At 70.9% G+C, this 25217-nt stretch carries 22 protein-coding genes; 15 read left to right on the forward strand and 7 right to left on the reverse strand.

Annotated elements, in window-relative coordinates:
* Nucleotides 1–59 precede the first annotated feature (59 nt).
* The 5 genes from PPSIR1_RS31245 (at nt 60) to PPSIR1_RS48515 (ending at nt 4951) form a co-directional block, all read left to right on the forward strand.
* On the forward strand, nt 60–1619 hold the full coding sequence (locus PPSIR1_RS31245; protein WP_006975232.1) for a hypothetical protein: 1560 nt from the start codon (nt 60–62) through the stop codon (nt 1617–1619).
* A gap of 229 nt (nt 1620–1848) precedes the next feature.
* Nucleotides 1849–2172 carry a hypothetical protein gene (locus tag PPSIR1_RS48505; protein WP_006975233.1) on the forward strand — a complete coding sequence of 108 codons (324 nt, stop codon included), beginning with the start codon at nt 1849–1851 and terminating at the stop codon, nt 2170–2172.
* Nucleotides 2173–2269: 97 nt separating this feature from the next.
* Entirely contained in the window at nt 2270–3202 is a 933-nt protein-coding gene (locus PPSIR1_RS31255) for an MbnB/TglH/ChrH family RiPP precursor modification enzyme (protein WP_006975234.1), read from the forward strand.
* The gene (locus PPSIR1_RS48510) at nt 3192–4022 is read left to right on the forward strand and encodes an HvfC family peptide modification chaperone (RefSeq protein WP_006975235.1); all 831 of its coding nucleotides are present in this window, start codon (nt 3192–3194) and stop codon (nt 4020–4022) included. The genes PPSIR1_RS31255 and PPSIR1_RS48510 overlap by 11 nt, the downstream gene beginning before the upstream one ends.
* The gene (locus PPSIR1_RS48515) at nt 4019–4951 is read left to right on the forward strand and encodes an alpha/beta fold hydrolase (RefSeq protein WP_006975236.1); all 933 of its coding nucleotides are present in this window, start codon (nt 4019–4021) and stop codon (nt 4949–4951) included. Before PPSIR1_RS48510 ends, PPSIR1_RS48515 begins: the two co-directional genes overlap by 4 nt.
* On the opposite strand, the gene PPSIR1_RS31270 is transcribed toward PPSIR1_RS48515, so the two are convergent.
* Both PPSIR1_RS31270 and PPSIR1_RS31275 read right to left on the reverse strand, forming a co-directional pair.
* Entirely contained in the window at nt 4948–8211 is a 3264-nt protein-coding gene (locus tag PPSIR1_RS31270) for a serine/threonine-protein kinase (RefSeq protein WP_006975237.1), read from the reverse strand. The two genes, PPSIR1_RS48515 and PPSIR1_RS31270, sit on opposite strands and share 4 nt — an antisense overlap.
* 89 nt (nt 8212–8300) lie before the next feature.
* On the reverse strand, nt 8301–9470 hold the full coding sequence (locus PPSIR1_RS31275) for a M15 family metallopeptidase (RefSeq protein WP_006975238.1): 1170 nt from the start codon (nt 9468–9470) through the stop codon (nt 8301–8303).
* Nucleotides 9471–10011: 541 nt separating this feature from the next.
* Between PPSIR1_RS31275 and PPSIR1_RS44380 the strand changes: the two genes are divergently transcribed.
* From PPSIR1_RS44380 to PPSIR1_RS51350, 4 genes are all read left to right on the forward strand, one after another.
* Complete coding sequence (locus PPSIR1_RS44380; protein ID WP_006975239.1) at nt 10012–10635, forward strand: TetR/AcrR family transcriptional regulator; 624 nt, start codon at nt 10012–10014, stop codon at nt 10633–10635.
* A 15-nt stretch (nt 10636–10650) separates the two neighbouring features.
* Entirely contained in the window at nt 10651–11367 is a 717-nt protein-coding gene (locus PPSIR1_RS31285; RefSeq protein WP_006975240.1) for a hypothetical protein, read from the forward strand.
* A 68-nt stretch (nt 11368–11435) separates the two neighbouring features.
* A complete protein-coding gene (locus PPSIR1_RS31290) occupies nt 11436–12422 on the forward strand; it encodes a glutathione S-transferase C-terminal domain-containing protein (RefSeq protein ID WP_006975241.1) in 987 nt (328 codons plus the stop codon).
* An 85-nt stretch (nt 12423–12507) separates the two neighbouring features.
* Nucleotides 12508–12735 carry an addiction module protein gene (locus PPSIR1_RS51350; RefSeq protein WP_086001870.1) on the forward strand — a complete coding sequence of 76 codons (228 nt, stop codon included), beginning with the start codon at nt 12508–12510 and terminating at the stop codon, nt 12733–12735.
* Nucleotides 12736–13046: 311 nt separating this feature from the next.
* Here the strand turns inward: PPSIR1_RS51350 and rsgA are convergent, their stop codons facing one another.
* Together rsgA and argG are read right to left on the reverse strand one after the other, a co-directional pair.
* Nucleotides 13047–14069, reverse strand: a complete 1023-nt coding sequence (gene rsgA / locus PPSIR1_RS31295) for a ribosome small subunit-dependent GTPase A (RefSeq protein WP_006975244.1) — start codon at nt 14067–14069, stop codon at nt 13047–13049.
* 22 nt (nt 14070–14091) lie between these two features.
* Nucleotides 14092–15318: an argininosuccinate synthase gene (gene argG / locus PPSIR1_RS31300; protein WP_006975245.1), complete on the reverse strand. Its 1227-nt coding sequence runs from the start codon at nt 15316–15318 to the stop codon at nt 14092–14094.
* Nucleotides 15319–15587: 269 nt separating this feature from the next.
* Here argG and PPSIR1_RS31305 point away from each other — a divergent pair, with 269 nt between their 5' ends.
* The 3 genes from PPSIR1_RS31305 (at nt 15588) to PPSIR1_RS31315 (ending at nt 17711) form a co-directional block, all read left to right on the forward strand.
* On the forward strand, nt 15588–16475 hold the full coding sequence (locus tag PPSIR1_RS31305; RefSeq protein WP_006975246.1) for a class I SAM-dependent methyltransferase: 888 nt from the start codon (nt 15588–15590) through the stop codon (nt 16473–16475).
* A gap of 106 nt (nt 16476–16581) precedes the next feature.
* Nucleotides 16582–17259 carry a TetR/AcrR family transcriptional regulator gene (locus tag PPSIR1_RS31310; protein WP_006975247.1) on the forward strand — a complete coding sequence of 226 codons (678 nt, stop codon included), beginning with the start codon at nt 16582–16584 and terminating at the stop codon, nt 17257–17259.
* Nucleotides 17256–17711, forward strand: coding sequence for an Mpo1 family 2-hydroxy fatty acid dioxygenase (locus PPSIR1_RS31315; protein ID WP_006975248.1), 456 nt, complete (start codon nt 17256–17258; stop codon nt 17709–17711). Before PPSIR1_RS31310 ends, PPSIR1_RS31315 begins: the two co-directional genes overlap by 4 nt.
* A gap of 113 nt (nt 17712–17824) precedes the next feature.
* Here the strand turns inward: PPSIR1_RS31315 and PPSIR1_RS31320 are convergent, their stop codons facing one another.
* The 3 genes from PPSIR1_RS31320 to PPSIR1_RS31330 all read right to left on the reverse strand — a co-directional run bounded on the left by PPSIR1_RS31320 (nt 17825) and on the right by PPSIR1_RS31330 (nt 21461).
* Nucleotides 17825–18445: a hypothetical protein gene (locus tag PPSIR1_RS31320; RefSeq protein WP_045117138.1), complete on the reverse strand. Its 621-nt coding sequence runs from the start codon at nt 18443–18445 to the stop codon at nt 17825–17827.
* Nucleotides 18446–18741: 296 nt separating this feature from the next.
* A complete protein-coding gene (locus PPSIR1_RS31325; protein ID WP_006975250.1) occupies nt 18742–19275 on the reverse strand; it encodes a hypothetical protein in 534 nt (177 codons plus the stop codon).
* Nucleotides 19275–21461, reverse strand: coding sequence for a phytanoyl-CoA dioxygenase family protein (locus tag PPSIR1_RS31330; RefSeq protein ID WP_006975251.1), 2187 nt, complete (start codon nt 21459–21461; stop codon nt 19275–19277). Before PPSIR1_RS31330 ends, PPSIR1_RS31325 begins: the two co-directional genes overlap by 1 nt.
* A gap of 111 nt (nt 21462–21572) precedes the next feature.
* Between PPSIR1_RS31330 and PPSIR1_RS48520 the strand changes: the two genes are divergently transcribed.
* The 3 genes from PPSIR1_RS48520 to PPSIR1_RS31345 all read left to right on the forward strand — a co-directional run bounded on the left by PPSIR1_RS48520 (nt 21573) and on the right by PPSIR1_RS31345 (nt 25209).
* Nucleotides 21573–21944, forward strand: a complete 372-nt coding sequence (locus PPSIR1_RS48520) for a hypothetical protein (protein ID WP_006975252.1) — start codon at nt 21573–21575, stop codon at nt 21942–21944.
* Between the two features lie 156 nt (nt 21945–22100).
* The gene (locus tag PPSIR1_RS31340; protein WP_006975253.1) at nt 22101–23312 is read left to right on the forward strand and encodes a Crp/Fnr family transcriptional regulator; all 1212 of its coding nucleotides are present in this window, start codon (nt 22101–22103) and stop codon (nt 23310–23312) included.
* Nucleotides 23313–23457: 145 nt separating this feature from the next.
* Nucleotides 23458–25209, forward strand: a complete 1752-nt coding sequence (locus PPSIR1_RS31345; RefSeq protein WP_006975254.1) for an IgGFc-binding protein — start codon at nt 23458–23460, stop codon at nt 25207–25209.
* Nucleotides 25210–25217: the final 8 nt, after the last annotated feature.

Below are 25217 nucleotides of genomic sequence, written 5' to 3' on the forward strand. Positions count from 1 at the left end.
GGAGCGTCGTGTTGTGTTCGGTGCTCGCTGGGTCGGCCTCGCCCTTGGCGGGAGGGTGCGTGAACGGCCCGACGCACTCGCCGAGGCGAGCGCTGGAGACCTTCGCCCTCGAGGGCGAAGCCTCGGGCCCAGGTCAGCGGTGGCGCTACACCGTCGCCGTCGACGAGGCCCTGACCGAGCTCGAGCTCGGCCTGTGCATCGACGGGCCCCGGCCCAAGCGGCTCGCGGCCGAGCCCGGCTCCATGCCCTTCCTGCGCTCGGCCCGGGTCCGGGGCGGCCCGGAGCTCGCCCGCGAGCGCGGGGGCTTGGTCGTCGAGACCCTCGGCGAGGCCGGCTGCGTCGACCTGGTCATCGACCTCGAGGGGCTCACCAACTCCTCGGCCCGCGACAAGCTGCGCCGGGGCAACGGCGTGATGGCGGCGCCGCGGAGCTGGCTGTGGCATCCGGCGAAGGTCCCCGCGGGGGTCGACGCCACCGTCGAGTTCGAGCTGCCCGAGGGCATCCACGCCGCCGCGCCCTGGCCGGCGATCGACCCCGCCGAGGGCCCCGAGGGCGCCCGGGTGCTCAGCGGCAGCGCGTTCCGCTGGGACGCGTGGGTGGCCTTCACCCGCTCCGAGCCCCTGCGCTTTCGCGCGGCCGACTGCGCGTTCGAGGTCGCGGTGCTCGGCGACAGCCGCGACGGCCTCGCGGGGGACTTTGCGACCCTCGACGAGTCGGACCTGCAGGACTGGATCACCGTCGCCGCGGAGACCTCCGCGACCCTCTATGGCCGCTTCCCTCGGGACCACGTCGCCGTGGTCGCGCTCCCCTGGTCCGCCTGGGGCGACTCCCCGGTCTACTTCGGCATGGCCCGGCGAGGTGGCGGGGCCTCGGCCATGCTCATGGTCAACGTCGAGGCCGAGGCCGAAAGGCTCGTGGGCGAGTGGGTCGCGGTCCACGAGTTCCTCCACTTCGGCATGCCGCTCATCGGCGACCCGTGGATGTCCGAGGGCTTCGTCACCTATTACACGGAGATCCTGCGCGCGCGCCTGGGCGTGATGGGCTCGCCGGAGCACTGGGACCAGCCCGAGGAGCAGGCGCGCCGGGCCCTGAAGAACATCGCCTCGGGCTTTCGCAGCGCCCGTCGGAGCTCGCGGACGTTGCTGGAGTCGAGCGACAACATGCGCCGCTACGGCGGCTACAACCGGGTCTACTGGGGCGGGGCCGCGGTCGCCTACGACCTCGACATGCAGCTGCGCGAGGCCTCGGGGGGTCGCCACTCCCTCGACGAGCTGATGCGCGCCCAGGTCCGGCTGGTCCCCGAAGAGCGCCATACGCGAGCGAGCGCGCTCTTCGAGGGCTTCGAGGGCCAGGTCCAGGGCTGGCACGCGGCTGGTGAACTCGATCGTGAGATCTCACCGCTCGAGATCATGGCCGCCCACGAGCGCGCTCGGAGCATCCCCGCGCGACTGCGCGAGCTCGAGGGTCTGGCTGTCCGTGTGGACGGGAAAGAGGTCCATCTCGACTCTTCTCCCCTCGTCGAAGTGACAACTCGGGACAATCTGTTTGCGAACGGTGGCTTCGTTAGGACCCGACCAAAAGAAAATCTCGGGCCTCAGCTCACCCAGAAGTCCGAGTAGTGGTTCGGGCTTCGAGTCCGCGCCCTGATGAGCGTCCGCTAGCTGAGAAATTGATTGAGCACGCGTGCGAAGCTTTGCACGATTTCCAGACAGTTGTTCAGTGACCTAGACCGCAGACCATGATATCCATGCGGCCAATCTCAGCGCCCCGGCCATCCCCCACCGACGAACCTCGTTCGCGTGCAACAACCATCTGCCGGGGCTACCGACGAAGGATCAGGAGAAAGACATGGCAAACCTCAAGGACATCGTGGCCACCCTGGCCATCCTGAGCGCTGGCTCCCTCGCCCTCACCGGCTGCGGTGACAAGAAGGACACCACCAACCCCACCGACGCCGCTGGCGAGGGTGGCGACGTTGCGGCTCCCGCCGAGGGCGAGGGTTCGTGCAAGGGTGAGGACGGCGAAGGCTCGTGCAAGGGCGACGCCGACGGCGAGGGCTCGTGCAAGGGCGACGCCGCCGAGGGCGAGGGCTCGTGCAAGGGCGACGCCGCCGAGGGCGAGGGCTCGTGCAAGGGCGACGCCGCCGAGGGCGAGGAAGCCGCCGCCGAGTAAGGCTGCTGCTCTCACCCGCGGTCTTCGGGCCGCAAAAACAAAGGCCCATGGCGTCATGCCCTGGGCCTTTGTTTTGCTTTAAGCTCCGCCCGCGATCATGCCCTCCCTCCGCCAACGAGTTCACACCGCCGCGACGCCCACGGGGGTCGGTCTGGGCCTGCGCGCCGAGTTCCTGCGCGACGCCAAGACGAGCCTCGACGGCACGGACGGACAGCCTGGCTTCGCCGAGCGCGTCGCCTTTGTCGAGATCAGCCCCGAGAACTACATGCAGCGCGGCGGGGTCAACCGGGATCTCTTCGAGGCCGTGGCCGAGCGCGTCCCGGTGATCACCCACGGCTTGATGATGTCTCTCGGCGGCCTCGAGCCCTTCTCCGACGACTACTTCGCCGAGCTGCGCCGCTTCCTCGCGGTCCACGGCGGCGCCTGGCACAGCGATCACCTGTGCTTTTCGACCTGTGAGGCCGGCGGCGACGGGGGCCGGGAGGTGCTCCACGATCTCCTGCCCGTGCCGTTGACGGAGGCCTCGGCTCGGCGCTTCGCGGCGAGGGTCCGCGAGGCTCAAGATCGCCTCGAGCGGCCCATGGCTCTGGAGAACATCTCCTACTACCTGCCCATGGGCCCCTCGGAGCTGAGCGAGGCCGAGTTCATGACCCTGGTGTGCGAGGAGGCCGACTGCGGCGTGCTCCTCGACGTCAACAACGTCTACGTCAACTCGCGCAACTTTGGCTTCGACCCCGACGAGATGGTCGCGGCCTACCCCCTCGATCGCGTGGTCCAGCTGCACGTCGCCGGGCACACCCACTGGAAGCGCTTCGACTTCTTCCTCGACGATCACGGCGCGACCGCCTCGCCGACGGTGCACCGCTTGATGCAGCAGGTCGTCGAGCGCATCGGCCCGGTGCCGGTGTTGCTCGAGCGCGACGACGACATCCCGCCGCTGGGCGAGCTCCTCGACGAGGTCGCGCGCTTGCAGACCAACTACGACGAGGCCCTCGCGCGGCGCTCGGTGGAGGCCAGCGATGTCGCCTGAAGCGGACCCGACCATGGACCACGAGGCGATCATCCGGGTGTTCTCGACGGTGCTCCGCGACCCCGCCGTGTTCGAGGCCGTCGCCGCCGACCCCGACGCGGGCCTGGCCGAGCTGGGCCTCGACGCGGCGACCCGCGAGGCGATGCTGGCCCACGGCCCAGGGCGCCTGTTCGCCTACCACCGCATGGTCCACAGCCGCTTGCGCCGGACGGTGCGCAAGCTGATCGGGCCGGCCGCCGCGGTGCTCGGGCGCGAGCGCCTCCACGCCGAGGTCGACGCGTGGATCGACGTCGAGGGGCCGCGCTCGGGCATCTTCCGCGACGTCGTCGGCGAGTTCGCGGACTGGGCCGTCGAGCGTTGGGCGGCCGACGACGCGCTCCCGCCCTGGCTGGCGCCGCTGGCCGCCCACGGCGCGCTGCGCTGGCGCCTGCGCAACGACCCGCGCGTGGTCGAGGCGCCCAGCGAGGCCAAGATCGACCTCGAGCGCGCCGTCGCGTGCAACGCCACGGCCTCGGTGCAGCGCTACGCGTGGGCGGTCCACCGCGTCCCCGCCGAGCCGGGCCCCGAGGAGGCGCCGGAGCAGCGCGAGGTGGCGGTGGCGATCTTCCGCGACGCCAAGGGCAAGGTCCGCGAGCTCGAGCTCGAGCCCCGGCTGGCGGCCATGCTCGAGCGCCTGCTCGCCGGGCAGACCCTGCGCGAGGCCCTGTTTGGGGCCTGCGAGGCCACGGGGCAGGCCCTCGACGACGAGATCCTCAAGGAGACGGCCCTGGCCCTGGCCGACTGGTGCGAGCGCCACTTGCTGCTCGGCGGGACCGAGTGAGCCTGGCCGAGTGGAAGGCGCGGGGCCGGGAGCTCGAGCTCGAGGGCTTCGGGCGCCGGCTGTTCGTGGTCGAGCGCGGCCCGACGCAGGCCCGCGCGGGCACGGACGAAGCGCCGACCCTGCTCCTCGTCCACGGCTTCCCGACCTCCAGCCACGACTTCCACCGGGTCCTCGATCGCCTGGCCCAGACCCACCGGGTCATCGCCCACGACCAGCTCGGCTTCGGCCTGTCCGACAAGCCGCGCCTGGGCGGTGGTGAGGGCGAGTACGGCTACTCGCTGTTCGAGCAGGCCGAGGTCGCCCTGGCCCTGTGGCGGCAGCTGGGGGTCCGGCGGGCCCGGCTGCTGGCCCACGACTACGGCACCTCGGTGGTCACGGAGATCCTCGCGCGCCGAGCCTTCAGCCCCGTCGCGGGGGCGCCCGAGCTCGACGCGGTGATCTTGTGCAACGGCAGCGTCAACCTCGAGCTGGCGTCGCTGACCTGGCCGCAAAAGCTCCTCGCGGGCCCGCTGCCGGTGGCCCGGGCCTTCGCCCGCGTCGGCCCGCGGGCGCTGTTCGAGGCCCGCATCCGCAAGACCCTCGCCCCAGCTTCGCGGGCGCGCTTCGACCCCGCGGACATCGAGGCGATGTGGGCGGGGAACGTGCGCGCGGGCGGCCGCGAGCGCCTGGCCGATCTGTCCCGCTACCTCCACGAGCGCCGCCGCTTCTGGGCGCGCTGGCGCGAGGGGCTGCGGCGCACGCAGGTCCCCGCGTTGGTGCTGTGGGGCCGCGCCGACCCCATCGCGCTCCCGGCCATCGCCGAGTGCCTGGCGGCCGAGCTGCCCCGAGCGCAGCTGCGCTGGCTCGAGGGGCTGGGGCACTTTCCGATGCTCGAGGACCCAGGGCGCTGGGCTGAGGCCTTGCTCGAGTTCTTGGACGGGCTGGATTAGTCCAGCCCAGCCAGCCACGCCTCGACCTCGGCGCGGCCGAGCTCGCGGCTGTCCCCGTGGGCGCGCAGCAGCGACAGGGCGAGCTCGGCGAGCTCCCGGGCGCGGGCGGGCTCGTCGGCGGCGAGGACCTGGGCGCGGAGGAAGGCGAGGTGGGCCTTGCTGATCTGATCGGGGCGCTCGCCCTTGGGGAGGGCGTCGGCTTTGTCGAGCCAGGCGCTGGCCTTGGCGAGGTGCTCGGCGCCCTCGGCCTCAGCTTCAGCCTGGGCGCGGGCGAGCTCGAGGCGGGCGAGGTCGCGGTAGACCTCGGTGAGGCTGAGGGAGTCGGCGCCGGCGGTCCGGAGGATGAGCGCGAGGGAGGCCTGGTAGTCGGCCTCGGCGGCGTCGAGCTTGCCGGCGGCGCGCTGGGTGGAGGCGCGGATCATCCAGGCGATGGACAGCTCTGGGTGGTCCTCGCCCATGGCCTCGCGGACGATGGTCAAGGCCCGATCGGCGTCGGCGAAGGCGGCCTCGTGCTGGCCGAGGGCCGACAGGACCATGGCGCGGTTGGCCAGGGCGTGGCCGACCCAGACGCTATCTGGCCCGTAGTACTCGGTGTAGTGGTCGAGGACGCGGTCGAGCAGGGGCTTGGCCTGCTCGACCAAGCCCATGCTCGAGTAGAGCACGGCGAGGTTGGCCCGGGCGCTCGAGGTCTTGACATGATCGGGCCCGAACACGCGCAGTGTGCTGTCGAGGGACTCCTCGAGCAGGGGCTTGGCCTCGTCGAAGCGGTTGAGCTGTAGGGCGAGGGCGCCCTCGGTGGTCAGCGCGGAGCGGGTGCGGGGGTGGTCGGGGCCGATCTTGTCGGCCCACACGGCCCGAGCCCGGCCGAACTCGCGGGACGCCTCGTCGAAGCGCCCGAGCCGGTAGTAGGCCAGCGCGATGGTGAAGTGGCAGTCGCCGATGCGCACGTTGTCGGCGGGGTAGATGGGCGCGCGGATGGCCAGGGCCTTCTCGGCCGCGGCGAGGGACAGCTCGTATTCCCCGTTGTGCGCGTAGATGTTGGAGCGCTCGATCTCCACGCCGCCGAGGATGATGCCGTCGCCGCCGAGGCGGTCGGCGAAGGCCTCGACCAGCGCGAGGATGTCGAGGGCCTCGTCGAAGCGCTCGCCCCCGTCCTTGAGCAGGCTGGCCAGGGTCGTGCCGATGCGCGCCGCGTTGCGGGCGTCGTTGATCGCGATGGCGTCGGCCAGGGCCTGGCGAAGCTTCGCCTCGCGGGCGGCGTCGTCCTCGAAGGGCACCCGCCCCCGGACCCAGTGCAGCTCCATGCCGAGGGGTCGCCAGTCGAGGGCCTCGACCTGGGGCTCGAGGGCGTCGAGGATCGACTCGGCCCGCTTGAAGTCGCCGTCGTAGGTCATGGCCTCGGCGCGGTCGAGCTTGGTCTGGATGGCCTCGATGGCCGCGCGCCGCTCGGGGTCGGCGGGCAGGGGGACGAGGGCTTCGAGGGCGTCGAGGTCGGCGCAGTCGTCGACGTCCCCGACGGCGTCGAGGAGCTTGGAGGCGTCCTCGATGTGGTCCTCGTCGGCGCGGGCGAGGCCCTCGACGAAGCCGGCGAAGCGTCGCCGTCGGCGCTCGAGGCAGAGCATGCGGCGATCGAGGAGCTCGGCGCTCTGCTCGTGGCGCAGGTGGGTGGCCGCGCAGGCGTCGACCCAGGCGGCCTGCCAGTCCTCGCCCCAGGCGTCGAGGGCTGGCAGGAGGTTGCGCAGCGTCGTCGCGGTCCAGCGGTCGCCGAGGGCCTCGGCGCGGGCCTCGATGGCCGCGCGCTGCTCGGCCTCGAAGGTGCCGGCGAAGGCCCTCGCCGAGTCGACGCAGCGGGGCGCCTGCTCGCGCGCGCTGCCGCTGGCGAAGGCGAGGGCCACGGCGCCGACGAAGGCCAGGGCCAGGCCCAGGCCCAGGGCGACCCGCCGCCGGTGGATCTGCGGGTCGTGGCTGAGCTCCTGGAGCAGGGCGTCCATGCTCGGCCAGCGCTGCTCGGGGTCGAGGGCGAGCCCGCGGACCACGGCCTGGCGGATCGAGCTGGGCACGTCGGAGCCCCGGGGGGGCTCGGCGAGCTCGCCGTGGTGGATCGCAAACATCAGGGCGTGGAGGTTGTCGCCGGCGTAGGGGCGCTGGCCGTAGAGGGCCTCGTAGAGCGCGACGCAGAACGCGAACTGGTCGGCCCGGGCGTCGACCTCGTCGCCGGCGTACTGCTCGGGGGACATGTACGCGGGCGTGCCCATGCGCGCGCCGGTCTTGGTCAGGCGCGCCGACAGGCCGAGGCTCTCGCCCGCGCGCGAGCCTCGGTTGAGGAGCATGCGCAGCTCGGGGTCGAGGTCGAGGGAGTCGTCGTCGAGGGTCTCGGGCTCGTCGGTCCGCGCCCGGCTCGGGTCGCGGGCCTGGCTCGTCGCCCGCAGCAGGTGCATGGGCGTGCTCCGGTCGACGGTCTCGACGGTGGTCATGCCGTCGCTCGACGGCGGCTCCTCGTCGGGGTCCGCGGGCGCGTCGGCCTGGCGGGCGAGGCCAAAGTCGGCCACGCGGATGGGCGCCCCGGGGGCCCCCAGGGTCGAGGCTCGCTCTCGCCGCGTTTGTTCCTCGCTGGGGGCTGGGGCCGGGCTGGCTCGCCCGAGCAGCACGTTGGCGGGCTTGAAGTCCCGGTGGATCAGCTGGGCGCCGTGGGCCGCGGCGAGGCCCCGACCCGCCGGCAGGAAGCGCGCGAGCACCTCGGGCCAGGGGTGGGCCCGGCGGGCCTCGGCTCCGGCCGCGTCGCTCATGCTCGCGGCGGAGGGGACCGTGGGCGCGGCGTCCATCCAGTCGCGCAAGGTCCCGCCCTCGATGTACTCCATGGCCACGAACACGCCATTTTGGTGGGTGCCCACGTCGTGCACGGTGATCACGTTGGGGTGGCTCAGCCGGGCCATGGCCTGGGCCTCGCGGAGTAGGCGGGCCGCGCCCTGGGAGCCGCGGCCGCGCCGGGGCGAGAGCATCAGCTTGACGGCGATGCGCCGGTCGAGCTCGGCGTCGTAGGCCGCGTAGACCACCCCCATGCCGCCGACGCCGATGCGGCCGAGGACGACGTAGCGGCCGATGGGCGCCCCGGGCTCGAGGCGGGTCAGGGTGCTTGGCGAGAGCGGGTCACGGGTCGGGTCGTCCTCGCCCGCTTCGGTCGCGTCAAAGGCCGACACCTCCACGCCTGGGGCGTCGACGGTGTGCTGGAGGCTGGGCTTGTCCTCCTCCGCCTCGGTCATGGCGAGGATGATACGCGAAGCCCGTGGCGGACGGGCGCTCCGCTGTGTCTACTTTAGTCGCCGTGGACGACGTGCCCCACGCCCACGACTCAATCGTCGCTCAGGCGCCAGTCCGACAGCCCCGTCTCCCAGGCGCGCAGGCTGATGGGGAACTCCCAGTGCCAGGGCTCGCGCTTGTAGGGCCGCCAGCCAAAGCGAAAGGCGTTGACCACGAGCCATTTGTAGAGCGCAGTCTCGCGCTGCTGGGGGATGGTCTTGCTCTTGGCCTCGAGCCCGCCCACGCCGATGTCGATGGCCAGGCCGGTCTCGTGGGGCGAGTTGTAGGCCACGTAGCGGCGCCCCTTTTGGACGCTGCCGTAGCGCTTGACCATCTGCTCTTCGTAGTGCTTGCGCGACTTCCAGCGGTGGGCTCGCCACGCGCTCTGGATGCCCAGGGCGGGGTGCCCGGCCTCCTCGGCGGCCTTGGACATGGCCGCGAGGGCCTCGGCCGCGAGCTTGTGCAGGCGCTTGGTCTTGCCCGCGCGGACGGCGGGGATGTCGACGAGCAGGGCCGAGCTGCGCGGCATGGGGGCGTAGTCCTTGACCTTGACCCGGCGCTCGGCGAAGTCCGAGCTCGGGTCTTGCCAGCGCAGGCCCTGCTCCTTCCACCGGCGGATCTCGGCCCGGGTGGCCGCGTCGACGACCCGAGTGCTGCCGCCGGTGTAGGTCACCGGCACCTTCACGCGGGCGTAGCCGCGGAGGCGGTCGGGGGTCGCGGCCGCGATCTGGAAGCCCTGGAGGGCCCTGAGCCCGCCGCGGCCGAGCTTGCCGTCGGGGCGCCCGGGCTCGAAGCCAAAGGCGAACAGGTCGTTTTGCAGGGCGTAGACGTGGGCGCCCCGGTCTCCCTCTTTGATGTCGACGTCGGCGTCGAAGTAGGCGTAGGCCGACTCGTCCTCGCCGACCTCGACGGTCGCCCGGGCAGGGGGCGCGTCGTCGTCGTCGACCTCCGCCTCGGGCAGGGCCTCGTCGTCGCCGCGATCGTCGAGGTCCTCGTCGCCCTCGGGCTCCGCGTCCTTGGCCCACAGCGCCTCGAACTGCGCGAGGGTCCCGGGCCCGACCTTGCCGTCTGCCGCGACCCCCCGGCTGCGCTGCCAGTCTTTGATCTTGGCGACCGTCCGCCGGCCCCACTTGCCGTCGGCCTCGACCCCGACGGTTCGCTGGATCCGCTGGACGACGGCTGTGTCGTAGCCGCGACTCTTGTTGTACTGGACCGCACTCACCGTCGCCCATGATGACCCGCGAGCGCTGGGGAGGTCCACGGAGAAGCTCGGGCGCCGAGCGAGACTCCGGAGTGCTCGGGCGCTCGTTTCCAGCTGGGTGTGAGGCGCTCGCGAGCGAGGTCGCCATGGGCCGGGCCGCGGGTCCGGTTCGGCTCGACGCGCACGATGAAGGCGGCGTGTGCTCGGGCGGGCAGCTCGAGGAGCCCGAAGCGTCGGCGCGACCTGGGTGGTGAGATCGATCCCTCCCGCGGACGCGGGCATCGGGCGAGGGGAGTGCGCCGAGTGCGAGCCTGGCTGGGGGGTGGGGATGGTGGGCGGAGACGAGCTGCGCCCGAAACCCGTGTTTCACGCCCGTTCTCGGCAGGCCTCAGGCTCTCGAGAGAGGACGGAGCCCTCGGTCTTCAGGGTCGATGCCACGGGCCAATGCGCTCCTCGACCGATCCACCGTTCGGGATCGCGGACCCGCCCATGTAGTGAAGTGTGGCTTAGAAACCTGTTGCGCGCTGGATTTTGTGGTGTCGCTGTGCCATGAAACCCTCAGATGCGCACCTACGGAGCGAAGAACGCGGACCATGAGCTCAAGCGCCAGCGGATGATCGGCCTGATCGCGCCGGTGGTCATGCGCGCCGCTCCGCTGCGCCCGAGCCTGCGCGAGATGGCGAAGGCGGCGGGTGTCAGCGTCAACAACCTGCGCCACTACTTTGGCACGCGCGAGGGTGTGCTCGAGGCCGTGTTCGAGGCCATGGGGGCGGCGGGCGAGCCCTACATTCGCCGCGCCCTCGGCTTCACCGACTTGCCCGTTCGCATGGGCCTGCGCTCGCTCCTGCTCGAGATCATCGAGGCGTGGACGCCCGAGCAGCTCGGCGGCCTGCACTCGAGCGGCATCTCCGAGGGCCTGGGCTCCGAGAGCCTCGGGCCCGTCTACATCGAGAACCTGCTCGAGCCCATGCTCGCCCTCGTCGAGGAGATGCTCGAGATCTGGATCGCCCGTGATGAGCTGGAAATTGCCGACGTGCGCACGGCCGCCCTGGGCCTGATGGGGCCGGTGCTGATGGCGCTGCTCCACCAGCGAGGCCTCGGGGGCCACGGCTGCCGCGAGCTGGACTTCGAGCCCTTCGTCGACGAGCTCGTCGAGGGTTGGCTCGGCGGCTACTCCCGGGCTTGAGCTAAACTTGGCGCCATGGCGCGCGCGCCCATGGTTCGTTCTTCGCTGCTGCTCGCAGGCTGCCTCGGCCTCGCGGCGGCGTGCACGAGCCCGCCCGAGCCTGCGGATGAAGCCGGGGGGACGGGCACCGAGACCGGCACGGACGGGGGCGCGGACGACTGGGCGGACTCCCTCGAAGAGGACGACGAGGGCACCGGCGAGACCGGGCCCGAGGTGCCCCTGGGGCCGGAGGTCATCGACTACGAGACCTGCATCGTCGATCCCGGCGCGCCCACGGCCTCGATCGTCGGCGAGACCCCAGACGGCCCCTTCTCGGGGCAGTACGCCTACTTTGGCTGGCTGACCTGCGAGGGCGAGCCGCTCTCGCCGACCCTGGTGGTGACCGAGACCCCCGAGGCCCTCGCCGCCGCCGTGGCCGAGCTCCCGCGCGGGGCCCAGGGCGGCGCGCTGCCCCTGCCTTCCCTCGAGTGGGTGCTGCTGGGCAACTGCAACCCCGAGAACGGCTGGACCGGCAAGGGCGGCGGCGGGATCAACCTGCGCACGCAAGGCGGCGACAGCCTGGGCTTCGCGAGCTTCTCGCTCATCGAGAACTACAAGCTCTTCGACCCCGTCGACCCCGAGGACCCGCCGACCATGCACGGGACCATCTTCTTCGGCGACGGCTGGACCCTCGAGGGCGAGTTCACGGCGGTCTACTGCGGCGCCTTGAGCTACGAGTTCGAGGGCTGCTGACGGAGCGGACTCCCCGAAAGGGGGAGCCCACGGTCCCGAGCTCCGCGCGCGGTGGCACAGTGGGGACGATGGCAGACGCGTCGAAGCCCCCCGAGGTGGCGAGCTGGGAGACGGACATGGACGCGGACGGCTTTCAGCGCTCGCGCTCGCCCTACCGCAGCCCGCCGCCCACCGCCGAGGCCGGGCGCTACGTGGTCTACGGCTCCCACGCGTGCCCGTGGGCGACGCGGGTCAAGATGCTGCTGTTCATGCTCGGCCTCGAGGACGCCGTGCGCTATATCGACTGCGACCCCGTGTTTGGGGTGATCGACGAGGCGACCCAGCGGACCGGCTGGGTGTTCAGCGAGGCCTACCCCGATCCCCTCCACGGGCAGCCGACTCTCAAGGACGTCTACCTCCTCGGCAACCCGCGCCACGACTCCAAGAGCACGACGCCGATGCTGTGGGACGCGCGGGACCAGGCCGTGCTCCACAACGAGTCGTGGGAGATGGTCCCGCTGCTCCACGATCGCTTCCGCGAGCTCGCCGAGCACCCCGAGGTCGACCTGTTGCCGGTGGACCTGCGCGAGGCCATCGACGCCCGCTACCAGGCCCTCTACGAGCCCCTGCTCAACGGCGTCTACAAGGCTGGCTTCGCCACCAAGCAGGCGGTCTACGAGCAGGCCGTCGACGCCATCTTCGAGGCCCTCGACGGCCTCGAGGCCCTGCTGTCCAGGCAGCGCTGGATGCTCGGCGAGCGCTTCACCTTCGCCGACGTGATCGTGTTCCCCACGCTGTGGCGCTTCGACTTCGTCTACGCGATCCACTTCAAGTGCGGGCGTCGGCGGATCCGCGACTACCCGGCGCTGAGCGCCTACGTGCGCGAGATGGTCTCGTGGCCGGTGATCCGCGCCTGCAACTTGGTCGAGCAGACGCGCGAGCACTATTACCGCTCGCACTACAACATCAACCCGCACCGGATCGTGGCGAAGGTGGATCTTGGGTGGATGGACGCGCCGCACGGGCGCGAGGGGCTGGCGGCTGCGGAGCCGCTGTGGTTCATGCGGTCTTCATGAGCGGTTCGAGCAGCCGGCTCCAGATCAGGCTACTGGCCAGCAGCGTGACTTGCCCCCGCACTGGCTCCCCGATAAGCTGAGATTCGTGACTGAACGAGCCAGCGCGTTGCTCAGCACCGCACTTCAGCTGTCGACCAGTGAGCGGGCAGAACTGGCCGCTCAGCTCCTGGCGAGCCTCGACGGCGAACCCGACGCCGACGCTGACGCTGCTTGGGCCGCTGAAATCGAGCGTCGTGCGCGGCGAGTCTTGGCAGATGGAAGCCGGGGGCGTCGCTGGGAAGAGGTTCGGGACGAGCTGCGGCGTCAGCTGTGATGTCGGTCGTTCGCATCGAGCCGGAGGCTGAGGCAGAGCTCGGCGCTGGGGCGCGATGGTACGAGAAGCAGCGTGCGGGCCTCGGCGGTGAGTTCATCGATGCGGCCGATGAGGCTGTGTCACGCATCGCGGCATTTCCGATGTGAGCACGCCGGTGCCTGGTGTCGAGGTGCCTGCTCGACGCGTTTTCATCAAGCGCTTTCCATACTCGGTGGTGTTCATCCGGATCGCGGACGAGCTCGTCGTTCTGGCCTTCATGCACGCGCGACGTAGGCCGGGCTACTGGCTCGCTCGGGTGCCCGAGAGCTAGGCTAGGCCAGCGCCTCGAGCTCCGTGAGCAGGTCGCGGTAGCGCTCCCACCTCGCCCGCGCGAGGGCGCCCTCGGCGACCGCTTCCAAGATCGCGCAGCCGGGCTCGACGAGGTGGCGGCAGTCGTTGAAGCGGCACGCGTGCTTGGAGTCGTGGCCGCTCGCGTCGGTGCCGAGGATGTCGGCGAAGCCAGGGAAGAAGCGGCTCAGCTCGCGCACGCCGATGTCGACGAGGCCGAAGTCGCGAAAGCCGGGGGTGTCGATGAGCTCGCCGCCGCCGGACAGGGGGTGGAGGGTGGCGGTGGTCGTGGTGTGTCGGCCGAGGCCGGAGAGCTCGTTGATGGCCCCGACCTCGAGCTCGACCTCGGGCAAGAGGGTGTTGACCAGGGAGCTCTTGCCCACGCCGGAGGTGCCCACGAAGGCGCCGCGGTGGGGACCCTGGGCCAAAAAGCGCAAGATCGCCTCGAGGCCCTCGCCGGTCTTGGCGGACACCTCGAGCAGGGGGAGGTCGACGCCGCCGGGGCCCTCGACGAAGGTCCGGCGGACGGCGGCGACGAGGGCCCCGGCGCCGTCGAGGTCGGCCTTGTTGACGATCAGCAGGGGCTGGATGCCCGAGCTGGCCGCGGACACGAGGGCGCGATCGATGAAGCCCGCGGGCGGGCCGGGCTTGGGGGCGACGACGATGCCGAGCACGTCGAGGTTGGCGGCGACGACGTGGACCCGGCCCATGGCGTCGCGGCGGCGCAGCTCCGAGTCGCGCTCGAGCCGGCGCAGGCGCTCGCCGAAGACCTCGACGCGATCGCCGACGACGTGCCCCGAGCTGCGCCGGACCTTGACCGGGCGCCGCTCGCCGCCGCGCAGGCGCACGTCCACCGCGACGCCGTGGTGGGCGACGAGCACCCCGGGCTCGCCGGCGACGTCGTCCTCGGCTCCGGCGGCCAGCTGCAGCGAGCGCGCGCGACGACTCGAGCCGCGACCGCTGCGGCCGGCCCGAGTCTGTTGTCGCTTGCGTTGCTTGTCCGGCAAGAGAGCGCCTGCGAGCAGGCTGTCAGATTTGCTTGGCCTTGGCCAGGGCGAGGGCCTCGACGCTCAGGACCTCGACGAAGCCCTGGGAGCTGACGGGGTTGAGGCCGTCGCTGGCCTCCATGGACGCGTCCGCGGGGTTGTAGAGGGTGTGCGGGCAGTCGCGCAGGGCCTTGAAGTAGATGTTGCCCTTGTACAGGCCCAGCTCGACGGTGCCCGTGGCGTACTCGGCGAGCACCCCGACGGCGGCGAGGATGGCCCGGGCCTGGGGGTCGAACACGCGCCCGTCGTAGATCTGCTGGGCGTAGTTTTGCGACATGGTGTGGAACAGCTGGGTCGAGCGCCGGTCCATCACGGCCTGGTAGACCGCGCGCAGGCCGAAGCCGAGGAGCTCGAGGCCGGGGGACTCGTAGACGCCGCGGCTCTTGGTCCCGATGATCCGGTTCTCGAGGGCGTTGCGCAGGCCGATGCCGTTGCGTCCGCCGATCTCGTTGGCCTTGACCATGCACGCGTAGCGGCCGAGGGACTCGCCGTTGATGGCCACGCAGTTGCCCTCCTCGAAGCGCAGGGTCACGGACTCGACCTCGTCGGGGGCCTGCTGGGGCCACACGCACATCAGCGGCTCGACGATGGTCATGGGCGTGTCGAGGTCCTCGAGGTCCTCGGCCTCGTGGGACAGCCCCGCCAGGTTCGCGTCGGTGGAGTAGCGCTTGCGCGGGCCGCTTTGGACCTCGATGCCGTGCTCGGCGAGGAAGCTGATCATCTGCTTGCGGCCCGGGAACTGCTCGAGCAGCTGGGGGTCGCGCCAGGGCGCGTAGACCTTCATGTCGGGGGCGAGCACGTTGGTGTAGCGCTCGAAGCGGAGCTGGTCGTTGCCGCGGCCCGTCGCGCCGTGGGCGAGGACCGTGCAGCCGTTCTCCTTCATCGCGCCGATGAGCCCCTTGACCGTGACGGCGCGGGCGATGCCCGTGGTGTTCCAGTAGCCGCCGTCGTACATGGCCTGGGTCCGGATCATCCGGAAGCAGGCGCCGGCCATGGCGTCCTTGAGGTCGACGACGATGGTCGTCGCGCCGGTCGGGCGCATCTTCTCGATCACGCCGTTGATGTCTTCCTCGTCCGGTTGCGCGAGGTCGGCGGTGAAGCACATGACGTCGACGCCGGCCTGGATCAGCCGAGTCGCAACGGTCTTGCTGTCGAGCCCGCCGGAGACGCAGATACCGACTTTTTCGCCCTCGAGTTGGTGGAGCAGCACCCGCGCACGCTACAGCCTTACCCGCATATCGCCAACGCCCATGCGCTCGATCATCGGCCAAGAGCGGAGTGGGAAAACTCGCATGCAGTCGACGATGCACGCGCGAGGCCCACCAAATGGCTCAACTTCGGTCTCGGGGGGCGCTCTGGACCGCGCCTCCATCGCGGCAGCGAGGAAGCTCGATGCTTGCATATATGCAGCTCGAGTTGCATGTTCATGTCACCGGGCATGGCTTTGGGCTCGCGCCTCGGGGGCGGTAGGCTGCGCCGATGGCTCGGTCGACCGTCTCCTCGGACTCTCGAGAGCGCGACTTCGCAGCGGGGCACGCCATCGCACAGCTCGAGCTGAGCATCGGCGGAGGCTTCGAGACGGCCATCGACGTCGGCCGCAAGGTCCTGTCCGACGAGCTCACGGCCCTCGATGCCGCCTTCGACTCGCTGACCTCCATCGAGGTCCGCGAGCTCCTCGAGGTCGGCTGCGGCCTGGGCACCTTGCTCGTGCCCTTGCTGCGCCGCGGCTACTGGGTCACGGGCCTCGACGCCCAGACCCAGGCCGTGGCCAGCTGCCGCGAGCGCCTCGTGAGCGCGGGCCTGTCGACCCGGATCAACCATGGAGACGTGCGCACGATCCGGAGCGAGGCGGACTACGACGCCGTGTTGCTCATGCGCGGCCTGCTCAGCCTCATCCCCTCGGAAGAGGGGCAGCTCGACGCCCTCCGGCGCGTGCGCAAGGCGGTCCGCCCCGGCGGCTTGGTCATCGTCGAGCACCGCAACCTGCTCTCGATGTGGCCCGTGTTTGGTCGCCGCTTGCTCCGGCGCGAGACCCTGAGCGACGGCCGCGTCGTCGAGCTCGGCCGCCAGGCGACGATCATCTCGCTCGAGAGCCGGGTCCACGAGCGCCGCTGGGCGCGGGTGTGGACCGCCGACCAGGACGCCGACGCCGAGATCGAGGCCGACTCGATGTACGAGCAGCACGATCACCTGCGCATCGCCACGGTCGACGGGGTCACGGCGCTCTTGGGTCGGGCCGGGTTGGAGCTCATCCACGTCGAGCCCCACCCCGTGGTCGAGGGGCCGTGGCACGTGCTGGGGCCGCTCTATGGGACGAGCCACGACGATCCGAGCCACGTGTGGATCGTGGCGCGGCGTCCGGTCTGAGCGCGACTGTTGCGCGCTTTGGGCGCGACTTTGGGCTTGACGCCGCCTCGACGCCGTTCTAAATACAAAACCGAATCCGAACTCAGTTTCGGTTTCTGGCCGAGCCATGTCCATCCAGCCCGCCAAGCTCCGTCCCGCGCGCCAACGCCGCAGTCAGCGGAGCCTCGAGCGCATCGTCGAGGCCCTCGACGCGCTCATCGAGGAGAAGACCTTCGAGGAGATCACCGTGCAGGAGGTCTGCACCCGGGCGGGCGTGGGCATCGGGACCTTCTACGACCGCGTGGGCAAGAAGGAAGACCTGCTCGAGCACCTGCGCCAGCGCTTCTACGCGGGGGTGCGCAGCTTCATCGACGAGGCCTTCACCCCGGAGCGCTTCGCCGACCACAGCCTCGAGCAGACCCTGCGCCTCAACGCCCGCGAGATGGTCGCGCTGCACCGCCAGCGACCCGGGGCGATCCGGGCGACCATCGTCGAGGCGCGGCGGCGGGCGGCCTTTGGCGAGCACACCCGCCGGCTCAACGCCGAGCTGCTCGAGCGCGCGAGTTCGGTGTGGCTGAGCAAGCGCGACGAGCTTCGCCCCGGGCCGCCCCCAGAGCTCCTCGTTCGCCAGGCCTTCTTGATGGCCGCTGGCTACCTGCGCGAGGCGTTGATCTGGGAGGACCTGTGGCCCGCCGAGCCGGGCGCGCCCACGGGCGAGGCCGCCGATGTGGCCCACGCCGAGGCCCTGGCGACGATGTTGATTGGATTTTTGATCGGACCCCAAAGCGAGGAGAGCGCGACATGAAGACCACACAGGAGTGGCTGGACGCCTACGGGGCGAGCCACCAAAACCCGACCAACAAGACGATCCACTGGATCTGCATCCCGCTGATCATGATCAGCTTGCTCGGCCTGCTGGCCAGCATCCCGAGCCCCTTCGAGAGCCCGTGGCTGAGCTGGCCCATGGTCTTGCTGGTGTTCGCCGTCGTGTACTACGCGATGCTGTCCCGGCCCCTCGCCGTCGGCATGGTCGTCGTCAGCGTGGTCATGCTCGCGGCCGTCCACGCCCTGGCGATCCTGCCCGTTCCGTTGTGGCTGAGCTCCGCGGCCATCTTCGTGGGCGCGTGGATCGTTCAGTTCATCGGGCACAAGATCGAAGGCGCCAAGCCGTCCTTCCTCGAGGACCTGCAGTTCCTGTTGATCGGCCCGATGTGGCTGCTGGCGCACCTCTACGAGCGCGCGGGCATCAGCTACTAGTCCCGAGTCGTGGACGTGGGGCTGGGAGGGCGTGGCGTCGTCCACGACGGCTAAAACAGTCCGGAGTCCCGAGTCCAGCCTTGGACTCGGGACTCGATTCTTTGGTTCGCCGATCAGCTGTAGGGGTTGATCTGCAGCTTGGGGTCCCACCACACGGAGCCCTGGCTGTTGCCCTCGCGCCACGAGTGCAGCTCGAGCCCGTACTGGAGCACGCCCGTGACCTCCTGGCCGACCTCGAAGGTGATGTAGGGCCGGGTCATGGACGGCCGGTCGACCCGGGCGTCCTCGCCCGAGTTGCTGCCGCCGTTGGCCCACGGGCTGAAGGCGCTGTCGTTGTTCGTCCAGTCGTTGAAGGTGTCGCGCACGTAGTCGATGCGGTAGGCGTGGATGTCGTGCACGGCGAAGGTGAGCCGGCCGATCGGGGGCTGGTCGCCGGTCATGAGCGCCGCGTTGGCGTCTTGCTGCGGGCGGCCCGTCGGCGTCCACTTCATGGCGATGAGGCGGACCGGGGCCATCTCGAGGCGGGGGTCGGGGGCGCTCCCGGCCTGGATCGCGTAGATGTTGACGCTGTCGCCTTGCATGACGGGCACCGGCGTATCCCCGCCGCCGTCGTGCAGCGCCTGGCCGCGGTAGCCGTACTTGATCGGCGGGTGGCCGCCCCCGTAGGGGTTGGGTTTCCCGAAGGTGCCGCCGTTCGAGAGGCCAGCGGGATCGATCAGGTAGTAAATCTGCATGAGAGCCATTGTTCTTGTTCCTCGTCTGTGTTCGTTGGTGTTTGCCCTCGATTGGGCAATGACGAGGTGTGGAGGTTGAACAATTGGATCCAATATTTAAATTCTGTGTCTTTCGATTGGCTAATGTGGTGTTTAGTGTAGTCGGGTTGGGAACACGAAACCGGCCGGCTCGCCGGATTGGGCACGTGGAGGCAGCTCGGGGCCGATATCGAGCCGCTCGAGGGGGCGGGGCGGTATGGCGTACTCGCGCTCGCCGAATGTGGGGTTCACACAATTGATCTTTGGGCCTCGCCGCATTAGAGGAGGCAGCAGATCGGGCATACATAAAACAGCGTGACCCGATCGCTCGAATTCTTGGGCCAGGTGTAGATCTGGTCGCAGCCCAAGCCGCGCTCGAGCAGGGCGTCGCGGACCCGCGAGACGCCCGGCCCGCCCTCGAGCAGCACGACGGCCTTCATGCCGGCCTCATCGAGCTCGGCGGCGCGGACGAGCTCGTCGAGGAGGGCCTCGACCTCGGGCTCGAGCTGCTCGGCGTCGGCGTCGACCTCGAGGGGCCCGTGGCTGTTCGGGTGGCAGCGGTGCAGGCGAAAGCCCTCGCGGGTTTCGTCGAGGGTGCGTCGGCAGACGGGGTCGAGGATCTCGAGGACCTCGTCGACCGCGGGGTCGGCCCCGCCGAGGGGCTGATCGGGGGGGAGCTCGACGGGCTCGACCCGGATCGCGGACGGGCTCGGAGCAGGCGCCGGCGTGGACGAGGACGGCGGCGCGCTCGCGGTGCAGCCCAGGCTCTGCCCGAGCACGAGCCCGGCCACCAACGCGCGCGTCCTCGCCATCAGCGCTGCACCCAGCGCTCCATCGTCCCCGTGTCCTCGAGCACGCGGCGCATGCTCTGCTCGACCAGGCTCAGCTGCGCCGCGGGCCGGAAGGGGTTGAAGGGGCGCTCGAGGTAGACCATGGGGTTGCCCATCCAGCGCGGGCGGCCGCTGGCGTTGGGCGAGCTCGAGTGCATCATCAGCGGGTGGGTGATGTAGAGGTCGCCGGCCTTGCCCTTGACCTCGTGGAAGCGCGCGCACTGCTTGGTGATGTGGGTGCCGCGGTTGTTGGCAAAGTCGACGCCGCCGGGCTTGTGGGCGAGCTCGTGGATGACCCGCTGGGGGGAGTCGACGGCGAGCCAGGTGTTGCCGGACAGGGGCTGGAGGTCGGACACGACGGTGATGCAGACCAGGCCGTTGCGGATGGCGTCGAGGCGGGTCAGCGGCCCGGGGTCGTCGATGTGCCAGCTGCTCCAGTGGGGCTCGGGCGGGACCTGGCCGAGGTGGGCGTCGCCGCACAGGTTGAGGATCAGGTAGTTCTTCCAGGTCTTGGTCTTGATGCGATCGGGGCCGCCGAGGATGTCGCAGATGGCCGCCCAGCCCTTGGGGCTGAGCTCGGCGATGTCGAGGGTCTCGTCGCCGAGGATCTCGATGCGCGGCCAGGACCAGGTGGAGGGGCGGGCGATCTCGAAGTCGTCGAGGCGACCGGCGCGGTGCTCGGGGTCGTAGCCCCGGACCCAGCGCGTGGGATCTTCGCGGACCCGTCGCTCGCCCCCCTCGCGCCAGCGCTGGGCGACGGCCGGGTCGAAGGCGCCCTCGATGACGAGGTAGCCGTCGATCAAAAAGCGCTCGATCTGCTCGGCGTCGAGGAACTGGGGCGTCCACGGCTCGCTGCGGCGGCTGCGGGCGCGGGCCTCGGAGCTGCCGGGGTCTGGGCGCGTGGGCCGGGGCGGGTGGATGCCCAGGGCGCGCACGAACAGGGCCTCGATCTGCGCGAGGCGGGGGCCGTCGTCGGCGTGGAGGTGGTCGTGGGTGGTCCCGCTGAGGCTCACCCGGGGGAGGTGGCGGAGCTCGCCAGAGCTGGGGTGGCGGTAGCTGGCGTGGACCAGCTCGCCGTCGTCGACGAGCAGCTCCTGCGCGCGGGCCAAGAGCGCCGCGCAGCCGTGGCGGTCGGCGAGCAGGCCGTTGTCGGTCCACAGCGTGCGGCCGAGGGCCGCGCCCGCGTCGCCGAGCAGGGTCGGCGCCCAGTCGGCGAGGGTCTCGAAGCGGCGCTCGAAGTCCTCGAGGAAGGTGTCGGGGTCGACGGTGTAGCGGGCCAGGGTCAGGGCCAGGAGGATCGGCACCGAGGTCGGCGTGAGCACCCGGGCGGCCTCGAGGGTGCGCGCCGCTTCGCCGGGCTCGCCCAGGAGCATGAGCGCGCGGCCGCGGAGGTAGAGGGCGGCGGGATCGCTGTCGGTGGCGGCGTCGTCGGGGTTGGCGGCCTCGTCCCCGTCGTCGGCGGGTCGGGGCTGGGCCGTGCGGACGATGATCGCCTTGGCCTCGCCGCGCTCGAGGGCCAAGAGCGCGCGGGCGTGTTGGACGGACTCGCGCAAGCTCGGGGAGAGAGCCTCGACCCGGGCGTGGGCGGCCGCGGCGTCGCCGAGCAGCAGGTCGACCCGGACCCGGGCGTCGACCCATTCGGGGCTCGGGGGCGCGTCGCTCGGCGCGAGGGCGTCGAGGGCCTCGGCGGCCCGCTCGGGGGCGCCGCAAAAGCGCAGCGCGAGGGCTTCGTCGACGGTCGAGGCGTGCACCTCGGCCTCGTCTGCGGGCGCGAGGCGACGGCGCGCGGCGGCCCACCCGAGGGCGTCGGCGAAGTCGCTGGCGAGGGCTCGGGCCCGGGCTTGGATGCGCGGTTGATTGCAGCGCGCCGCCTCGCCGAGGGCGTCGAGGGCCTGGGTGTAGTCGCGGGCGATGAAGCTGCCGACGCCGGCGACGAAGTCGACCAGGCCGGCGGGGCGGGGGGCGCTGCGGTTGCGCGCGAGGGCCTCGCCAAAGTCGGCGCGAGCCCCCGCCCACAGGTGACGCCGGGCCCGGCTCATGCCGCGGATGACGTAGGCGGGGGCGCCGATGCTCCGGGCGCATTCGTCGGCGACGGCGGAGTCGTGGCGACCCTCGTTCAGCTGTTCGTAGAGGCGCATGTAGAGCCGCTGATCCACCTCAGCGAGCATGCCCCACGCGTCTCGCCTTGGCCACAGTTCGCTGCCCTCGCAGCATCCACGGGGACGGGGCGGAACACACGCGGGGGCAAAAACTGCGGTGGAGTTTGCTAGCATCCGGCCATGGCGGACGAGCAGCACTGCGAAGACGAGCACGGGCACGACGACGACCACGGTGGTGGGGGCGGCGGAGGCAACACCGACTTCCTCGACCTCGAGATCAGCAAGGTGCTCTACTCCGAGGCCGAGGGCGTGACCCGGGAGGCCTTCCGCGAGCTGCTCAAGGACGCGGCCAAGCGCCAGTGGCAGGCGCGCTTCGGCGATCAGATCGACGCCCTGGCCAAGCTCGCCGTCGACGAGCTGCTCGCCGACGTGACCACGAACCTCGAGATCGAGGCCAAGATCGCCGCCCGGCAGGCCGCGCGCGAGGGCGTGGACGCCAAGGTCTCGGCGCTGCTCGGGGGCGACTCGGGCAGCGACGCCGACGGGGAGTGAACCGGAGGTCGCTCTCAGGGTCGCTCTCAGGGTCAAGGGGGCACGGGCCACGGACGCTGGGTTGATCTCGGCGATGGACGGGGAGGTCTCGGTGTGGCTACTCTCTGTGGGCTGCGGCATCCCCGCTTCCTCTTTGCCCGCTGAGCTCCGAGCCCCGTGTCCCTGTCGCTGATCGATCCCGAGACTCGCTTCGCCATCGTCCGCGTGGCGGACTCCGAGCGCGCGCGCACGGCCGTGTACCGCTTCCGGCACACGGTCATGGTCAACGAGCGCGGGTGGGTCGACGTCGCGGGCATCGACCCCTTCGACGAGCAGGTCAACACCGACGAGGACGAGGCCGAGGGCGTCTCGCACCTGTACTCGGGCAGCCTCTACGGCGGCGAGCTCGACTCGACGGCGCGGCTGCGGATCTGGAAGCCGGGAGAGGTCCCCTCCCAGCGACGCGCGGCCCTCGAGCTCGCGCGCTTGCCAGGCCTGGCCCAGGCCTGCGTCGCCGAGCTCGACATGATCGTCGCCCACCCCGAGCTCGGGAGTCGCGACCACCTGCCGGTCGCGGCGCTGTTCCGGGCGGCCTTCGACCTCATCCTCGAGGCGGGGGCCCAGGCGCTGTTCTTCACCGTGCACCCGGGCCTGGCCGCGGCCGCGGGCCGGGTGTTCGGCGCGCGCCGCTACGGCGCCAAGGTCCGCCAGGAGCTCGACGGCCCGGCCGTGCCCATGGTGATCATCCCCTCGGACACGGCCTACCTCGAGCGCGCGGGGGCCCTGTTCGTGGCCTCGGCCTGGAAGCACTTCGTGCTCGCCCGGCGCCCGCGGGTGGATCTGACGCCCTTCGTCGACGAGCTCGTCGACGAGCTCGCCTCGCCCATGCCCGAGGACGCGCGCTGGAGCACCTACGAGGAGCGCTTTTATCGACGCGGCGTGCAGCGCTGGTCCTTCTTCGACGGCCTGCGCGACGGCGTCGTCGAGGAGCTCCTCGCCCGCGGCGAGGGCCAGGTCTACGACGTCGGCGAGGCGCTGTTCGAGCAGGGCGACAGCTCCCAGCAGATGTACATCGTGCTCGAGGGCTGCTTCGAGATCTTCGTCAACGCGCGCAGCGTCGACGTGGCCAGCGAGGGGGAGCTGATCGGCGAGATCGCCATGCTCAGCTCGCCCGAGGACGGGCGCAGCGCGAGCGCGAAGGCGCTGATCCCCTCGAAGGTCATCGCCCTGGATGGGGCGGCGCTCAAGGCTCTGACCTTTGGGGACCCCGAGGCGGGGCACCAGGTCATGGTCAACCTGGCGCGCTTCGTGGCCGAGCGCTTCCACGAGCGGGTCAAGGTGGGGCTGCGGCTCGAGCGAGAGCTCGACGAGCTGCGCGACGAGAGCTGAGGCCGCCGCGCCGTGTTCCAGGGGTAATTGGGGTTGAGTTAATCCGATCGGGGGGCCGCGGGTATTGCATGAGTGGATGCCCGCTCTGTCTCGCTACTGTTGTGTGATCTACGCTCTCAGTCCTCTTCTCGTGTCGAGCTGTGTCATGGAGGACGATCCACCGGCTCTGGACGAGATCGGCGAGAGCGAGGAGGAGACTTCGTCTGAAGCGGACGCCTCGTCCGACGAGGAGGAGAGCTCGTCGGAAGAGGAGAGCTCGTCGGAGGAGGAGAGCTCGTCGGAGGAGGAGAGCTCGTCGGAGGAGGAGAGCTCGTCGGAAGAGGAGAGCTCGTCGGAAGAGGAGAGCTCATCGTCGGAGGAGAGTTCGTCCGAGACGGACGGCACCGAGACGGACTCGACGGACACGGACGAAGGAGCGCTCTTTTGCCAGCCCGGCTCGACGATCTGCGCCGACGCGGACCTGGTCCAGACCTGCCTCGAGGACGGCTCGGCCTACGGCCCGGCCTCGCAGTGCCCGGAGGCGGAGGGCTGCTTCGAGGGGGAGTGCGTGGAGCTGTGTGCGGTCGCCGAGCTCCAGCCCAGCGCCGCGGGCTGCGAATTCGTGACTCGGCGGATCAACAACATCGTCAACTTTGGGGGGGAGCCCGACGGGATGTGGATCACCAACCCGGGGATCGAGGCGGCGACGATTCAGATCCACTACACGGCCCTGGGGCAGGAGGGGGAGCAGGCCGTGGGCGTCCCCTTCACCTTGCTCCCCGATCGCCGGGAGTACGTCGAGCTGGGCATCTCGGGCGGGGCGTTCGGCTCGGGGACCGCCAAGCAGCTCGGCGGCCTCTACCGCGTCCAGAGCACCACGCCCGTGCAGGTGTACCAGCAGTCCACGGCCAGCGCGGGGACGGGTCCGATGGAGGGCTCGATGCTGTTGCCCGTGTCGCGGCTGGGGAGGGACTACGTCGTGGCCTCGTTCGAGACGGGGAGCAACGGGCAGCTCGAGTCCGCGTTCCAGATGATCGCGCTGACCGACGGGACCGAGGTGGTGGTGAGCCCCGCCGGGCCGACGAGCGCGGGCGCGGGGCTTCCCGAGCTCGGCGCGGGCGACTCGGCTGCGATCACCCTCGACCGCTACGAGGTGCTCAACGTGTCGGCTGGCCCCGATGTCCCCGAGGGCGACCTCTCGGGCAGCCTGGTCGCGGCTTCGGAGCCCCTGTGGCTCCTGAGCAGCCACGAGTGCGCGTCGATCCCCACGGACTCCAGCACCTGCGACCACCTTCAGGAGCTGATGCTGCCCCTCGAGTACTGGGGCACGAGCTATGTGTGCGCCACGGCGCCGGACAGCGCGGGCCTCGATGTCTGGCACTGGCGCGTCTACGCCGGGGACGAGGGCGTCACCATCACCACCGACCCTCTCCAGCCTGGCTTCCCGGTCGTGCTCGACGAGGGAGAGTTCCACGCCTTCAGCTCGACGGAGGCCTTCGTCGCCACGGCCGACGAGGCGTTCATGGCGGTGCAGTATCTCGACGGCCAGGTCCCTCCGCCCGAGGGGGAGGGCGGCCCTGCGATGGTCCAGATTCCCCCCGTCGAGCAATTTCAGACGCGCTACAGCTTCAGCGAAGGCTACGGCTTCGCCAGGGACTACGTCCAGGTGATTCGACCCGTCGGAGGCGCCGAGATCGTGGTCGACAACGCCGTCGTCGAGGGCTTCGAGGTCGTCGGCGGCTACGAGGTCGCGACCGTCGACATCAGCAGCGCCTTCTCGGCGGTCCATGCCCACGTCGCGGCGAGCGAGGAGCCCTTCGGGGCGGTGGTGTACAGCTACGAGGGCGCCTTCGGCTCTAGCCAGTCCGCGCTGGCCTATCCCGCGGGCATGGCTCTGGAGACGCTCAACCCGCGCTAGCGAGCCGA

The organism is Plesiocystis pacifica SIR-1 (genome assembly GCF_000170895.1).
GTDB lineage: Bacteria > Myxococcota_A > Polyangia > Nannocystales > Nannocystaceae > Plesiocystis > Plesiocystis pacifica.

Coding starts and splice junctions, on each gene's coding strand:
- PPSIR1_RS31310 (WP_006975247.1), top strand. CDS start 16,582: ATGTCCATCCAGCCCGCCAAGCTCCGTCCCGCGCGCCAACGCCGCAGT.
- PPSIR1_RS48520 (WP_006975252.1), top strand. CDS start 21,573: ATGGCGGACGAGCAGCACTGCGAAGACGAGCACGGGCACGACGACGAC.
- PPSIR1_RS31255 (WP_006975234.1), top strand. CDS start 2,270: ATGCCCTCCCTCCGCCAACGAGTTCACACCGCCGCGACGCCCACGGGG.
- PPSIR1_RS48505 (WP_006975233.1), top strand. CDS start 1,849: ATGGCAAACCTCAAGGACATCGTGGCCACCCTGGCCATCCTGAGCGCT.
- PPSIR1_RS31270 (WP_006975237.1), bottom strand. CDS start 8,211: ATGACCGAGGCGGAGGAGGACAAGCCCAGCCTCCAGCACACCGTCGAC.
- PPSIR1_RS44380 (WP_006975239.1), top strand. CDS start 10,012: ATGCGCACCTACGGAGCGAAGAACGCGGACCATGAGCTCAAGCGCCAG.
- PPSIR1_RS48510 (WP_006975235.1), top strand. CDS start 3,192: ATGTCGCCTGAAGCGGACCCGACCATGGACCACGAGGCGATCATCCGG.
- PPSIR1_RS31320 (WP_045117138.1), bottom strand. CDS start 18,445: ATGCAGATTTACTACCTGATCGATCCCGCTGGCCTCTCGAACGGCGGC.
- PPSIR1_RS31325 (WP_006975250.1), bottom strand. CDS start 19,275: ATGGCGAGGACGCGCGCGTTGGTGGCCGGGCTCGTGCTCGGGCAGAGC.
- PPSIR1_RS31315 (WP_006975248.1), top strand. CDS start 17,256: ATGAAGACCACACAGGAGTGGCTGGACGCCTACGGGGCGAGCCACCAA.
- PPSIR1_RS31305 (WP_006975246.1), top strand. CDS start 15,588: ATGGCTCGGTCGACCGTCTCCTCGGACTCTCGAGAGCGCGACTTCGCA.
- PPSIR1_RS31290 (WP_006975241.1), top strand. CDS start 11,436: ATGGCAGACGCGTCGAAGCCCCCCGAGGTGGCGAGCTGGGAGACGGAC.
- PPSIR1_RS31330 (WP_006975251.1), bottom strand. CDS start 21,461: ATGCTCGCTGAGGTGGATCAGCGGCTCTACATGCGCCTCTACGAACAG.
- PPSIR1_RS31285 (WP_006975240.1), top strand. CDS start 10,651: ATGGCGCGCGCGCCCATGGTTCGTTCTTCGCTGCTGCTCGCAGGCTGC.
- PPSIR1_RS31345 (WP_006975254.1), top strand. CDS start 23,458: ATGGAGGACGATCCACCGGCTCTGGACGAGATCGGCGAGAGCGAGGAG.